The following is a 14369-nucleotide window of genomic DNA, read 5'->3' as shown; positions in this document are numbered from 1 at the left end:
TTAATCTAATAGCCTCCAGCGCCTTGTTTTGTTGCCGAATTACTAGGGCAAAGATTCGAGATATTGCAGGAAGTCGAACAATTCTTCTCGATTTAAGAAGTGCCGCGCTTCTTTGCCATAACCTTGTTTGAGATAATCTTTTCCTTGGTTGGGAGTCCAGCCCAACCGCTTGATTTCCTCAGTAGTTCTGCTGTAGATTTCCAGATATTCTAGGAAATCTACCAACTGTTCGCTAGAAAGCTCTCTCTGCGACGACTTGCCGTAATTGTGTTCGAGACAGTCGCTTTCCTGTTTTTTCTTCCATTGCAGGCGTTTGAGGATGGCGTCTATTTGGGCGATCGTATCAGAATTATCCTCGATCGCATCGCTGGGGATTCCCACTGCGATCGGTTGCAATTCCCTGACTTCGGCCGCACCCTGTAGCAGTTCACTTTGGCTAGAAGTCGGCACCTCCAGTTCCTGAAGTGGTTCGCCGTAGCTAGAAGAAAGCCAAGCGTCTGAGTCTAACTGCTTTGGTACAAACCCAGTAGCCTCGACGCGATCGACCGTTGGCGGCAGCGGTGCAGGTACAGGTGCGATCGGCTCTTCATTTAATTTCGCTTCAGTCTTGACAAAATTGCTTTGATGTGATTCAGGCAATTTGTCAGCAACAGGCATTTCTAGAACCGGAAGAGGTACACTTGTCGGCCCAACAGGAACCGGAACAGCAGGAGGAGGGGGAGGGGCAACAGCAGCAACCGGGGAAACGGCAGGAGGAGGGGGAACAGCAGCAACCGAAGCAACCGGAGCAACCGGAGCAACCGGAGCCGGATCAACACTCACGATCGCACGATCGGGCGCAGCAGATCCAAGAACAGCGATCGCTCGCAACCGGGCACGGTCTTCAGCATCCTCAACAGACTCAGCAGCCGACATAGCCGTAGCCAGAGTTTTGCCGTCAACCTGAACCATACAGCGAACAACAAACTTACCGTGATGAACAGTCAGCAACTCACAAATTAACTGTCCAGCGGGATAAAGGGCGCGAAATTCAGCAAACATAGTTTTTTGACCCCGAAACCAGAAGGGGCTTATGACGTGAACAAACCTGACGGTCAACTGAGTACAGTTAGACCGCAGGCTTCTTTTTCCTTTTTTTCAAAGGCTTTTTATAGTGAGGTAGTTCCACCCCCACTTGCTAATATAGTATCAGAGTATTTCCAGATCATCTTGGGCTATAAAAGAATAATTGTCGCTTTGGGTACCTACACCCGACGAGCCTTTGATCACGCGGGCGTAATTCCCAACGGGGTACGGGGCCCAGCGCTCAGATTAATCCCCTCTAAATATACCGAGGGACTTCCCGGCTGGTAGTTAAGTTTAGTACACAACCACGCATTAGTTGCTTGATTCTTCAACATTTGTTGAAAACGTGAGGGCGATCGTGTAAGCCCAGGTGCTTCTCATTCTTACAGACAAGTTTGATGAAATTCTTGCGGGGAGTAGGGGTTGGGCGTCAATCGATTTTAGATTTTAGATTTTAGATTTTAGATTTAAGCATTGACCCCACGGATAAATTCGGGGGCTCCTTTATCGGATACAGGTTTTTTATTTCTGGACGGATCAATCCGGGGGCTTGTATCCTGGATGCTTTCGGTCACACCCGCCCAAAAAGACAATTGAAATGCCCAACAGCTTAACAGAAAGCGACTCCGCAAGCTCGATCGTCCCAGAGATCGCGAAAATTTTTAAAATTACCCCAGGTCACGCTTGGCTCAACAACAGCTCAGAGAAAACAATTTTCTGAAAGCACCTATTCAACATACAATAAATTAAAGGTGAATCATCCGCGCAACCTTACACGCCACTAAACCCCATCCCACATCCGGCAGTTTAAGCTAACAAGCACCGGGCGTCATTTCTACCTATAGGAGATGACACAGCAACTAAGCAAAAGTAGTAAAAGTCTCCGGTTTTGTGTACCTGCACTTTCTACAGCACAGATTGCTCCCGACCCGCTCGTTGCACCTCCGTCCGCAAGGACTGATCGCGTGCAAAAAAACAGGGGCATCGCAGCAGCGAGCTACTAGCAATTTTGCCTTAAAGATCCGGTAAATTCTTTGCTAAAGCAAGAAGCAAGAGGCACTTCAAAAGGAAGAAGGAACAAGGCAGAAGGAACAAGGTAGAAGGAAGAAATGCAAATTTTATCCCTCTCCATGCCTCCATCGGCTCATCCTCGACTCAAGCCGTCGCTTTCAGTATCGAGCCATCTTTTAAGAACCGACAGGGGCTTTCTAATTTGCGAAGTGCTCGGCGCTGCTGACCTAAAAGCAAACAAACCAACGCTAAAAAATTGTATTGGGGAATAGCGTGCGGGACAGTTGTCTGCACCGTCAGCAGTCAGTTCAAGACAGACAGCAGACAATTCGCACGAAGCCGGTGTCGGGAGAGAATCTCAAAAAAACCTCGCGATCAAACAAGGTGGCTGTGCTCGCGTCTCCACCTATTAACCCGCGCATTTGTTGGGAAGCAGGCACTGCGAGGGCCCGAGGGGGTGCGGCTGATTCATTCTCTTGTAGGGGCAATCCCCCCGTGGTTGCCCCCATATCTGAAACCCCGACCCGCTCGTCTATGGGCTGGGCGGGCACGGGGAGTAGGGGTCGCACCGCCCCTACAAAACCCTGGTTTTTCTGAGAATGAAACAGCCCTGGGCCCGAGGGGGTGCGGCTGATTTCGCCAAAATTAGACTAATTGCTGGAAACAAGAGGATCGATCGCTACATGGAATTTTCTATCGCTGCACTGCTGGCAAATTTTACAGAAGACAAATTAGTGGCTCCTAAAGCATTGGAGAAAAAACTCGACTGCAACGACGCCACCAGTCAACTCAAACTTCAAATCGCATTAGAAGCTCTAGAGAAAATTGGCATATTAGTCAAAGACAAAGGCCGCTATCGCCGAGTAGCTGAAGACGACGTAGTAGAAGCAAAACTGCGCTGTTCGAGCAAAGGATTTTGCTTTGCAATTCAAGACGCCGAAGGCTCAGAAGACGTTTATGTGCGGGAAAGTCACCTCTCGACAGCTTGGAATGGCGATCGAGTCTTAGTCAAAATTATCAAAGAAGGTAGCCGCCGCCGATCGCCCGAAGGCGAAGTCATGCTCATCCTCGAACGCGCCAACCCCTCGGTACTCGCGCGAGTCAAGCAAACCGCCACCCCCACCGGCCGCGTCAGCTACAGAGCAATCCCCCTGGACGATCGCCTGTTGTTTGAACTAGACTTGCTCGCAAATGGCACAAATCTCCAAGAGGCGATCGACCACCTAGTACACGTCGAAGTCAAACGCTACCCCCTCGGCACCCATCGGCCAGTCGGCAAAGTAGTACAGGTACTCGGTTCCGACGCCGAAGCCGCTGACGACCTCGACATCGTATGCTGCAAACACGACTTGCCGCGATCGTTCCCCGCCGCCGTCATCAAAGCAGCCGAAAATTTGCCCAGCAAAGTCAAAAAAACCGACATCAAAAAACGCCTTGATTTGCGTAACATTCTGACTGTTAGCTTCAGCAAAAACGAACCGGGAACAACCAACAGCGAAAACGATGCCCCTCAAGCGCCGGAGGAAAATCTGTCCGAAGGAGGAGGCGAAAACGAGTTTGACCCAACATCATTCCTCTCCGATCCGCCAGTAGAACGCGCTTTGTCGATCGAAACCCTGAAGCCCGGCCGCTGGCAAATAGGAATCCACATCAGCGATGCCGCCGAGTACGTGCAGCCAGAAACCCCGATCGACCGCGAAGCCCGCAAGCGAGGCACCGCCGCCCATCTGGGAGAAAAAATCATCGCCGTACTGCCAGAAACCCTCAACGAGCGCTGCTCCCTCCTGCCAGACAGCGAACGGCTGGCCTTCAGCATACTGCTCACCCTCGACCAATCAGGAGAACTCCTAGAATACGAGATTCAAACCAGCGTCATTCAAATTGACTACCACCTCACCTACGAGCAAGCTCAAGCAATTCTCGAACCAGGCGATGCCGAAGAGCACCCTTTATCCTCCGCCCTCCGTCCTTTCCTAGATCAACTCGGTGCCGCCTCACAGGCTGCCAGACAGACAAGGCTCAAGCGAGGAGCTTTTGAACTAAATTTGCCCGACGCTAACTCTCACTTCGACGACGAAGGCGAATTAGGAGCTTTTGCAACGGCTCCCCCCGCCCAGTCGGCTGTCTCCGAGTTGATGGTACTTGCCAACCAAGCCGTCGCCACTCACCTGCAAGCCTTGGGAGTCCCAGCAATTTACCGCGTCCAGCCGATGCCAGACCCGGCAGACATTCAAGAGTTCATCAAACTCTCCAACAACCTCGGAGGCGAACTGTATCTCGAAACCGAAGAAGAAGTTTTGCCCTTGGACTTTCAGCGATTTACCCAGCAGTTTGCCGGCCTTAAGTCCGAAAGAGTTCTCACCTACCTGCTAGAAGACACCATGAAGCCCGCTGTTTACAGCACAACTCCCAAGCCACACTTCGGTTTGGGGCTGTCAGAGGGTTACACGCGCTGCACTTCGCCGCTTTCCCGCTACGCCGATTTGCTGGTGCTGCGGGTGTTGCAAGCGGTGTTCGAGCAAGGCCGCAGCAGCCGCACAACACGGGCGAAGGAAAAAGTTGACTTGCATCATTCCTCCTGTCACGGTCAAATTACTTGGAATGTTCTCCCGCCAGATTTGCACCACGAATTTGAGACCGAGTTCGCATCGGTAGTAGTACACCTAACCGAACGCGAAAGAGTTGCTGAAGACGCTGAAAGCGATTTGCAGGGATTGAAGAAAACTGGATTGATGAAAGAACGCACCGGCCAAACTTTCCAGGGTTTGATTACAGGCGTGCAGTCTTACGGTTTCTTTGTGGAAATTGAGGTGCGGCCGCCGGAGAGCGATATTCTGCGAGTTGAGGGATTGGTGCACGTTTCTTCGCTGAAGGATGACTGGTACGAATATCGATCGCGCCAGCAAACTCTGGTGGGTCGCAAAAACCGCAATCAGTACCGTTTGGGCGATCGGGTAGAAGTTCAAGTCAAGAGTGTTGACTACTACCGCCAGCAAATTGATTTAGTTGCAGTTGGCGGCGGCAGTCAAGCTTTTGATGATGATGAGTAGTTAGTTGATAGTTGATAGTTGATATAGCAATCCTGAATCATTTGTAAAAATATGTAGGGGTAGTGCTACCCCTACTCCCCGTGCCTACCCCAGTCAAGGCGGGGCAACCGGGCGTGGGTTTTGCCCCTACAAGAATTACACGAATCATTTAGGATTGCTATAGTTGATAGCTAACAGTAAAGGTAGGGTGCGTCGCCAGTTTCCAACTCTCGCCTGTTTCTAACAAACGTCTGCTGTTCAGAAACCGGGTTTCATCAAGAAACCCGGTTTCTGAAGTCCGCTTCAAGAAAAATCAGGCTTTTTTGCAAATATTGCGGTGCTAAAATTCGATACTTTCCAAAAAAATCAGGTTTCTGGACTCGAGTCAGTGAAGGATCTAGAGCATCTGTGAGGAGGTGGGGTGGAAGGCTTTCCCGCACACCAAGGCGCATATTTCTAGTCTCTCCGAACAAGACCAGCTTTTGGCTAAGTCTTTTTGATACCAAACATTTTCTAGCACTTCTTTGATAGATTTGCTGCGGAGGTTGTTAAATCCTTGCCCATATTTTTCAAACAGAGCGATCGCCTGGGTCATATAAGTGTCGCTGTAATGAGCGTATTTGGTCTGAGCTGTATAGCAGCAGGGCCACAGTTCAGCGTCAAAACTAACGTAAATTTCAGCTTTCTTTTGCGACTGGCAGTTAATTTCAATGCCCTGAAAATAATTTTCTAATCCTCCATATTCTTGGACGGCTTTGCGAAAGTTGGGGATTTCTGGATTTTGATACTGGGGTAAGGAAGCCGGCTTGAGTTCTACGGAGCTTTCTTTGTTCGCTTTAGCAGCTTTAGCCGGAGCAATTTCTTGAGCGATTTGGAGTTTAACGGCTTGCTGAAAAGCTTCATTTGCTTCTTCTATTTTACCTAATTGTGTCCAAATTTTGGCTAAATTTCGATACACTCCTGAAAAATTTGGTCGAATTTCCAGCGCTTTTTGATAGTGATAAATTGCGGGTTCCCATTGTTTTTGAGAAGCATAAACGCTGCCCATATTTGCATAAACTTCGGCAAATTCTGGCTGAATTTCTAGGGCAGTTTTATAGGAGTTCATCGCTTCCTCCAGACAGTCTGTGAGCTGTAGCAGATTGCCTAATGTTTTGTGAGCGACGGCAAAGTTTGACTGAATCTCAAGTGCTTTTTGACAAGCTAAAAATGCTTGTTCTAAATTTTTTTCCGCTAAATAATCTTCAGCTTGTCGGTGAAAATTGAGAGCTGCTTTTTCTAGGGTGATGGGGGTAGAACGATCGCGCTTTTCCTGCGTCTGGGAGTCCACCTCTGCGATCGCCTCCTCCTTTTCTCCGACTTCATCAACCTCTGACAGCGCAAAGCGAGACGTTGCTTTAGCTTGAAATTTAATAAACCCCAGTCTACGGGCCAAAGCGCGAGCTTCTTCGACTTGGTGTTGATTGTGTTCAAAGACTAAATATTGCCACTCTGCTTGGCCACCGGCGCCAATAAAGGCCTCGACGGATTCCATAATCCGGTTCCAGTTTGTATTGCGACGGTAGAGGTGGTTGGTATCCGCTAATCCATCGATGGCAAAAATAACGCGATCGTCTGGTTGATTCAAAATTTTGGCCAGTTGTCGCCACCAATCAGGGCTGCGTCCGCTACCATTGGTGTACATCCAAAGGTAATTGACTCCCATTTTGTGAAAATACTTTAGCGCCGGGAGAGTGGTATTACTCACCATCGCATCCCCAAAGTTGCCGCACAGGTAAATCCAAGACAACTGAGAGCAGAATTCTTTAGGGAAGATTCTCTTAATATCTGCTATTGTCAATTCTGTCATTGGCAAAATAGGGTTCCCCGTGCGCGGACACTGAGGACAACCGGCATTACATCGGGAGGTAATGTCTAATTGCACTATTTCGATATCTTCGTATCTTAAGAACATTGTCTGCCTCCCCTGATGTTAATAAAGTAAAGTTAGTATAGCAATCCTAAATGATTCAGATAAATTTGTAGGGGTAGTGCTACCCCTACTCCCCGTGCCTACCCCCTATCTATCGGGCAACCACGGGGAGTAGGGGTCGGATTGCCCCTACAATAATTATGAGAATGATTTAGGATTGCTATAGTTCTATTGTGACACAGAGTTGGTCGTGGCTATCAGGATGTAAGATGGAGCTGGGATCTGGAACTCTGGCGATCGCAGTTAGCCTTTGTTTTTGTTAACGAAGAATAGGGTAATGATAATCCTGGCGATCACAGTCGCATACTTTCTTGTAGTATCCGGGGGTGTTGCAGGTGGCTATAGGTTTCGCCTTTTATTGTTATTAAGAGCGATCGCCACGCAATCATTGAATTGATTGATGAGTGTTGTGGCTGTTATTAGCACCTATCGCGCTATTATAATTAGTGAGCTTATTGCTGGATAATTGCCCATGACTAATTCTGTTTCAGTCCCCGCCCAACCTCTAATTGTAGGAGTTACCGGTGCATCGGGACTGATTTATGCGGTGCGAACATTGAAATATTTGTTGGAAGCCGATCGCGCGATCGAACTGGTAGCATCGAAATCTACTTACATGGTTTGGCAAAGCGAACAGAACACTCGAATGCCCGCAGAACCGACGCTACAAGAGGAATTCTGGCGGGAACAAGCAGGAGTCGCCACAATGGGTAAACTTCGGTGTCATCCCTGGCAAGATGTCGGTGCTAATATTGCTAGTGGCTCCTTTCGCACCCAAGGGATGATGATTATTCCCTGTAGCATGAGTACACTAGGCAAGTTGGCGGCTGGCTTGAGCTCGGATTTGCTCGAAAGAGCGGCCGACGTTCAGCTCAAGGAAGGGCGAAAATTGGTACTCGTGCCTCGCGAAACGCCTTTTAGCTTGATTCACCTGCGGAATTTGACTACCTTGGCGGAAGCTGGAGCTAGAATTGTACCAGCGATTCCTGCTTGGTATCACAATCCGCAAACTATTGAAGATTTGGTAGACTTTGTGGTGGCTCGCGCTTTAGACCAGTTGGGGATTGATTGCGTTCCTCTCAAACGCTGGAAGGAAGAAGAAGGGAGTTAGTTGACAGTTGACAGTTGACAGTTGACAGTTGACAGTTGACAGTTGGCAGTTGACAGTTGACAGTTGACAGTTTGTTATTTGTTATTGATGATTTGTTAGCTAAACAGACGGGAATCCCCACACTATACCGCTTCGGTTAGTGTGGGATGAAAGACGCGGTGAGGTGAGGATTCGACCCGCTAAGCAATCTCACAGGCGCAAGCATTGAGAAGTGAGCGGGTGGATGACGAGACAAACAAATTCTTCGACGTGTCAATACTTGGTGGTAAATACTAGCAATTAAGGCTAGAAACCTCTCTTATTTTATGGATAAAACATTCACTCATGCACTTGACATCAAGTAACGTATTCGGGTACATTAACACTAATTGATGCGTAGCGACTGCAATCAAACATTTACTACTCAATGAGAACTTCTTACCAGTATCGATTACGTCCAACAAAGTTGCAAGCCACTGAGATTGACAGATGGCTGTCTCTGCTGTGCGCTCAGTACAACTATTTGTTGGCAGATCGATTTAATTGGTACGAACAAAATCGTTCTCCCATCAATGCGTGTCCGCTAGTTTGCCACTTACCCGAACTGCGGGAAAATCCCGACTATTACAGCCAGAAAAAGACGTTACCTCAACTCAAGAAAACTCATCCTTGGTATGCCGGAGTTTACTCTCAAGTTCTTCAAGATGTAGTTAAGCGAGTTAAGGTAACTTTTGATCGTTTCCTGAAAGGTGATAGCAACGGGAAACGCAGCGGTAGACCTAGATTCAAGCCGCGTAGTCGTTACCGCACGTTCACTTACCCTCAAGTTAAAGACGGCTGCTTGCAAAATAACTTAATTAACTTGCCGATGTTCGGAAAAGTCAAAGTTATTTTGCACCGTTCAATACCTGATGGATTTAAAATCAAAACCGTCTCTGTCACCAAAAAAGCTGATGGTTACTATGCAACTCTCAGCTTGGAAGACTCGACAGTCCCGGAAATTAAACCAGATTTTAATCCTCAAAAAATTGCTGGCATTGATATGGGGTTGAAGGATTTTTTGACAACATCAGAAGGGGAGACGGTGGCGATTCCTCAGCATTACCGCAAAGCTCAAAAACGCCTGCGGACTATTCAGAAGCGAGTCTCGCGCCGTAAAAAAGGTAGCAGCCGGAGACACAAAGCAGTTAAGCAACTGGGGAAGTGTCACAAGAAAGTAGCCGACAAACGTAAAGACTTTCATTTCAAAACTGCTAACAATCTCTTGAAAAAATATGAGGTTGTTGCAGTTGAAGACTTGAATGTCAAGGGACTTGCTCGTACAAGATTGGCTAAATCTGTGTTGGATGCTGGGTGGTCAAGCTTTCTGTCGATTCTAATAAACAAAGCTGTAAATGCTGGTTTGTTGGTGATGACCGTATGTGCTTATAACTCTTCACAAGATTGCTCTAATTGCGGTGAAAAAGTACCTAAAAAGTTGCATGAAAGATGGCACGACTGCCCAAATTGTGGATGTAGTCTTGACCGCGATCACAATGCAGCTATCGTAATCAAAAATAGGGCGGTGGGTCATCCCGTCTTTAAAGCTCAGTTAATGTCCGAAGCAATAGCTGGAGTCGCTGAGAAGCCTACATTATAGCTGTACTCAGCTTAATGTAGGAGTATGTCACTTTTAATTAGCAATTAGCAATTACCTATTACCAATTACCAATATTTTTAATATGCGACCTGTATTTTTGCTAGTAATTGTGGTAGGGCTAACTATTTTTGCCCTGCAAAATGTGGAGCCGGCATTATCGCTGGTGTTTTTGGGAGTTCGATCGCCTGCTTTGCCTTTATCTATCTGGATTTTGCTGAGCATCGTGGTGGGAGCTATCACGTCTTTATTGATTTCTGGTTTGCTCGCTTTTTCAAATTACCTATCTCCAACGGGAGACCGCAGCGGCCGATCCAGTCGCAGCGGTCCCGATACTTTCCCAGAGGACAGGAGAACACCTTACACGCCACCTCCCCCTCCTAGAAAACAGGGAATTGACCCGGATCTGAATAGGGAAAATAGCCAAACTCAAGCTCCTGGTTCCTACCGAACTGAGTACGGCACATCGGCGGGTTACAGAGCCGGGACTTTCCTGCAAGAAACTCCGAACCCGGATGGGGCGAAGAATTACGCTCAACCGGGGACTTATGCAGCGGCAGACGATGAGGATGATTGGGTCTCAGATGGCTCAAAATCCGGCTCTCAAGGGGGTGATGACGATTGGGGGGACGATCGCGATTTTCCCGATCAACCGCAGGTAAATGATGTTCCAGCGGCAAATCCACGGGCTTACGAAGCTCAGCAGGAACCGAAAAGCAAGTCTTGGGCTGGCTCAGTATACTCTTACGGCTATCGAGATCCAAACCAGTCTGGGGTGGGACAAACAGAGTCTGTATACGATGCAGAGTATCGGGTGATCGTTCCCCCCCAAGAGGCGATACCTAAACCCGCTGATGAAACACCAATAAATCCTATGGCAGAAGCAGAGGATGATTGGGGATTGGATGAGGGTGATGAGTTTGATGACGATGATGGCCTCAGTGGCGGATCGATTAACCTGAAAAAATAGAAAAATATCGGAGGATTTGGCAGTGGATGGGTTGAGGGGAGTAAATATCTATCTTGTCGGGATGATGGGTGCGGGGAAAACAACGGTGGGGCGGATTTTGGCAAAAAAATTAAAATACCGTTTTTTTGATACTGATGAACTAATTGTTCGAGTTGCTAATCAGTCAATTGCTGAGATTTTTGAGCGAGAAGGGGAAGAGGCTTTTCGGGAACTAGAAACTAAAGTGCTCGGTGAGTTGTCTGCGTATCAAAATTCGGTCGTGGCTACGGGCGGCGGCATTGTGACGCGATCGATGAATTGGGGTTACTTGCACTACGGTGTAGTGGTTTGGTTGGATGTGCCTGTAGATCAATTGTACGATCGACTGCGTTCGGACACCGCTCGACCCCTACTGCAGGAGGGCGAGATCAAATCTAAGCTGCAAAGCCTTTTGAAAGAGCGAGAGCGTTTCTACACTCAAGCAGATGTCCGAGTCTATGCTGGTGTGGGCGAAAGGCCTGAAGCAGTGGCGACTAGGGCGATCGAGGAAATCCAAAAAGTTATCAAACCAGAAACCGGGCCTGAGCTCAATTGATACATTCAGAAAGCGATTTTCTAAGAAAATAACAGGTTTGTGGGGACTTTTGATACCAGTTCAAAAAAATAATGCAACTATACGCAAGCTCCAAACCACCACATTTATCAGTCATTCCCAAAATCTCAAATCTCAAATCTCAAATCTCAAATCGTAGGACTTCGGTGAAAATACTGGTTTTTGTCTGAGTGTCTCCGTTTAACCACCCAATATTTTGCAATCCACCGGGTTTGACTGGATGCGATGCGTAACTTTTATAAGTATGAGGATGTGGTGATGCGGAGATTTTATACAAGAACTAATGGCAGACTCATCTGATGCGTTAAAGCCGGCTATTGAGTTCTCCCTAAAAATAAAATGGCCCCACCGCTGAAGGGCTGTAGGGCGCAAGGACAGTTAAACGCTAACTTGATTGTCGGGAAATTTAGCATCAATGCTATCCTCCTATGTGACGATTTTACGATCGTCCATTCCCTCATCAACTCTCTCGTATCAAAAAATGTAACCCAGCACCGATCGAATTTAATCTGTCCTATTCTAAAAAAAATACCTCATGCATTCTGACTAGCAGCTCCCTAAAGCTGCTTTTTTATTGGGATGAGTTTTTGGCTGCGGGACTTGCGGGATTTGGGCAATAACATTTTGAGCAACAGTCGCTACAGTTCAATACTGCCCTAGGGGTTTTCAGTTCCACTCCCGGTGTGTCGGTAATTAGTAATTGGGAATTAGTAACGCGCAACGGGGAATCGGAAATTGAGAAGCTTTACCTCACGAGGCTTGAAAACTGCTATGATTACGGCGCGGAACGGGGAATTAATCCGGGGGTGGGGGATTGAAAAAAAATAAGCTGTATTTATTGATGGGCGAGCTGATAGTTTTGGGCTACATATCCGTTGCGAGTTATAGAATTTGGTTGGATGAATTTCCCGTTCCTCATTAAGAGAATACGAGCTTGCCTGTCCTTGACCAAAACTCGATCGCTCCGCCCAACCCCACACCTGTTAAAGAAATGGTAGCTAATACCGCAAAAGCCCGCCAATTCTTCCAACCAGACATTTGAATATCGAGTCTTGCCAAAGCTCCGGCTGAAATCAAGAGTAAACAAGTAGCAAAAAGGTGCAGCCAAGCAAAAACTACCACTGCCACAAAAGCTCCTACAATAATAGAAAGAAAAGCACCGATATCACTCGAAAACCACCGCAAAATTAAGGCTTTTATGTCTCTCAGTGGGAACGACAATGCGACCGCAAACACTAAAATTGAAGCTATGGCTAGAAACCAAGTCAGGTGCGGTGGAACATCAAACTCAGATAATTTCCAGCCAAAAGTGAAATAAGTAACAAAAAGTAGAGTTAGGGAAACCCAAGAGTTTTTTTTCATCCAATGGCACAATTAGGAGAACCAGGCAAAAAAAAGATGATGAGCCCCAGGAGTGTTTACAGGGCCTATAGGTTAGTAGAAATAGCTTGCACCGGACAGGTAGGGATGCACTGCTCGCAAACGATACACCGCGATCGAGCAAAACTAAGTTTAAAGCTTTCTGGGTCAAGGGTCAAGGCTTCTGTCGGACAAACCCCCGTACACAAACCGCAATCAACGCAGATATCTTCGTCTATGAGTATTTCCCGACTGGCTAGGGAAACGCCGATATTTTGCGATCGCATCCAGTCGATCGCCGCTTCTAGCTGGTCGATGTCCCCTGATAACTCTAGCACCAGTTTGCCCACTTGGTTCGGAGCCACCTGAGCGCGGATAATGTTGGCTGCAACATTAAAATCCTTTGCCAGTCGATAGGTGACAGGCATTTGGATCGATCGTTGGGGAAACGTCAGTGTTACCCGTTTTTTCACCCTGCAAGTCCTCGGTAATTTACAAACAATCTTTGTTATCTTCTGTTTTAGCGCACTTGGCCTAATTCTGGCCTCTTCAAAAATTTTTATGAGATTGGTCTGATTATCTCAAAATGTGCTATAATCTGAATCTATTATTTAAAATAAAAACATAGAAATCCAAGCGCAATTTATTTTATGACCCAGAATTCGCCCAACTCAACTGTCGCCCCCGCCGCCAAAAATCCCGAAACAAAAGTCGCCACGCGCCTCAGAAACTTATTGATCGTGTTAGCAGCGATCGTCCTTTCAATATCCATCTTCTTCGGGCTGCAAACCCAAACGCCGTCAAGCAGTCTCACCGACATGGCAAAAGCTTCAACGCCATTAGAAACAGCTTTGGTAAATGGCAAACCGACACTCATGGAATTTTATGCTAATTGGTGCGGTAGCTGTCAGGCAATGGCTAAAGATCTGAGCGAAATCAAACAGAAATACGCCGAACCGATGAATTTTGTGATGCTGAATGTAGACAATGACAAATGGCTGCCAGAAATCACAAAATATCGAGTAGATGGCATTCCGCACTTTGTCTATTTGAACGATAAAGGCAGCGCCGTTGCTGAAACAATGGGCGAAATGCCACGCACTATTATGGAAGCTAACTTAGATGCTTTAATTGCAGGAAAACCTCTGCCACACGTCCAAGCGGCAGGTCAAGTTTCTAATTTTACTCCACCCACAGGGCCTGTGAAAACAAGTAGCTCCGACCCCCGTGCCCACGGATCTCAAGTACAGTAAATGAAGGAAGTTCGGCAACGGATTCTGTAACGGATGTAACGGATGTCAGGAAGAGGGAAGAAGGAATAAAGAAGAGGGAAAAGGGAAGAAGACTTTAGGAACAGGCAAGATGCCTGTTCCACAAGAAAGTTTATTTGTTGTGGAACAGGCATCTTGCCTGTTCCTGATGGCGATAACTTAGAGAGATTCAAAAGCCCCTGGCAATTTCTGCCAATCTGCGTTTTGGGCGATCGACTACCTCTAAAGGAATATTCAAAAAAACATTTTTGACAATTTATTAAAATTTATTATACTACTTGTCAGGTGCGGAGCGTAAATATTCTCTCACTCCCGATACACAATAAAGCCTGACCGAAAACAATTTAGTCGCCAGCCCCGCGATTCATTCCTTT

At 47.2% G+C, this 14369-nt stretch carries 10 protein-coding genes; 6 read left to right on the top strand and 4 right to left on the bottom strand.

The window, feature by feature from the left end; translation table 11 throughout:
* Nucleotides 1-42 precede the first annotated feature (42 nt).
* Nucleotides 43-1041 carry a hypothetical protein gene (locus QT990_RS16955; protein WP_333413176.1) on the bottom strand — a complete coding sequence of 333 codons (999 nt, stop codon included), beginning with the start codon at nucleotides 1039-1041 and terminating at the stop codon, nucleotides 43-45.
* 1718 nt (nucleotides 1042-2759) lie between these two features.
* On the opposite strand from QT990_RS16955, the gene QT990_RS16950 reads away from it, so the two are divergent.
* A complete protein-coding gene (locus QT990_RS16950; protein WP_333142096.1) occupies nucleotides 2760-5126 on the top strand; it encodes a ribonuclease R family protein in 2367 nt (788 codons plus the stop codon).
* Nucleotides 5127-5502: 376 nt separating this feature from the next.
* On the opposite strand, the gene QT990_RS16945 is transcribed toward QT990_RS16950, so the two are convergent.
* Entirely contained in the window at nucleotides 5503-7059 is a 1557-nt protein-coding gene (locus QT990_RS16945) for a tetratricopeptide repeat protein (RefSeq protein WP_333142074.1), read from the bottom strand.
* A 490-nt stretch (nucleotides 7060-7549) separates the two neighbouring features.
* Here QT990_RS16945 and QT990_RS16940 point away from each other — a divergent pair, with 490 nt between their 5' ends.
* The 4 genes from QT990_RS16940 (at nucleotide 7550) to QT990_RS16925 (ending at nucleotide 11347) form a co-directional block, all read left to right on the top strand.
* Nucleotides 7550-8188, top strand: a complete 639-nt coding sequence (locus tag QT990_RS16940) for a flavin prenyltransferase UbiX (RefSeq protein WP_333142073.1) — start codon at nucleotides 7550-7552, stop codon at nucleotides 8186-8188.
* A 406-nt stretch (nucleotides 8189-8594) separates the two neighbouring features.
* On the top strand, nucleotides 8595-9806 hold the full coding sequence (locus QT990_RS16935; RefSeq protein ID WP_333142072.1) for a transposase: 1212 nt from the start codon (nucleotides 8595-8597) through the stop codon (nucleotides 9804-9806).
* 82 nt (nucleotides 9807-9888) lie between these two features.
* Nucleotides 9889-10773: a LapA family protein gene (locus QT990_RS16930; RefSeq protein ID WP_333142071.1), complete on the top strand. Its 885-nt coding sequence runs from the start codon at nucleotides 9889-9891 to the stop codon at nucleotides 10771-10773.
* Nucleotides 10774-10795: 22 nt separating this feature from the next.
* A complete protein-coding gene (locus tag QT990_RS16925) occupies nucleotides 10796-11347 on the top strand; it encodes a shikimate kinase (RefSeq protein WP_333142070.1) in 552 nt (183 codons plus the stop codon).
* A 936-nt stretch (nucleotides 11348-12283) separates the two neighbouring features.
* Here the strand turns inward: QT990_RS16925 and QT990_RS16920 are convergent.
* Together QT990_RS16920 and QT990_RS16915 are read right to left on the bottom strand one after the other, a co-directional pair.
* A complete protein-coding gene (locus tag QT990_RS16920; protein WP_333142069.1) occupies nucleotides 12284-12727 on the bottom strand; it encodes a hypothetical protein in 444 nt (147 codons plus the stop codon).
* Between the two features lie 65 nt (nucleotides 12728-12792).
* Entirely contained in the window at nucleotides 12793-13197 is a 405-nt protein-coding gene (locus QT990_RS16915) for an NIL domain-containing protein (RefSeq protein ID WP_190741019.1), read from the bottom strand.
* 177 nt (nucleotides 13198-13374) lie between these two features.
* Between QT990_RS16915 and QT990_RS16910 the strand changes: the two genes are divergently transcribed.
* Nucleotides 13375-13977, top strand: coding sequence for a thioredoxin family protein (locus QT990_RS16910; RefSeq protein ID WP_333142068.1), 603 nt, complete (start codon nucleotides 13375-13377; stop codon nucleotides 13975-13977).
* Nucleotides 13978-14369: the final 392 nt, after the last annotated feature.

Source organism: Microcoleus sp. T3_B1, assembly GCF_036700445.1.
GTDB lineage: Bacteria > Cyanobacteriota > Cyanobacteriia > Cyanobacteriales > Microcoleaceae > Microcoleus.
This window is presented reverse-complemented; position numbering and strand designations above follow the sequence as displayed.

What these genes read in the sequence shown, in the direction of transcription:
- QT990_RS16955 (WP_333413176.1), bottom strand. Translation starts at nt 1,041, where the DNA reads ATGTTTGCTGAATTTCGCGCCCTTTATCCCGCTGGACAGTTAATTTGT.
- QT990_RS16950 (WP_333142096.1), top strand. Translation starts at nt 2,760, where the DNA reads ATGGAATTTTCTATCGCTGCACTGCTGGCAAATTTTACAGAAGACAAA.
- QT990_RS16945 (WP_333142074.1), bottom strand. Translation starts at nt 7,059, where the DNA reads ATGTTCTTAAGATACGAAGATATCGAAATAGTGCAATTAGACATTACC.
- QT990_RS16940 (WP_333142073.1), top strand. Translation starts at nt 7,550, where the DNA reads ATGACTAATTCTGTTTCAGTCCCCGCCCAACCTCTAATTGTAGGAGTT.
- QT990_RS16935 (WP_333142072.1), top strand. Translation starts at nt 8,595, where the DNA reads ATGAGAACTTCTTACCAGTATCGATTACGTCCAACAAAGTTGCAAGCC.
- QT990_RS16930 (WP_333142071.1), top strand. Translation starts at nt 9,889, where the DNA reads ATGCGACCTGTATTTTTGCTAGTAATTGTGGTAGGGCTAACTATTTTT.
- QT990_RS16920 (WP_333142069.1), bottom strand. Translation starts at nt 12,727, where the DNA reads ATGAAAAAAAACTCTTGGGTTTCCCTAACTCTACTTTTTGTTACTTAT.
- QT990_RS16910 (WP_333142068.1), top strand. Translation starts at nt 13,375, where the DNA reads ATGACCCAGAATTCGCCCAACTCAACTGTCGCCCCCGCCGCCAAAAAT.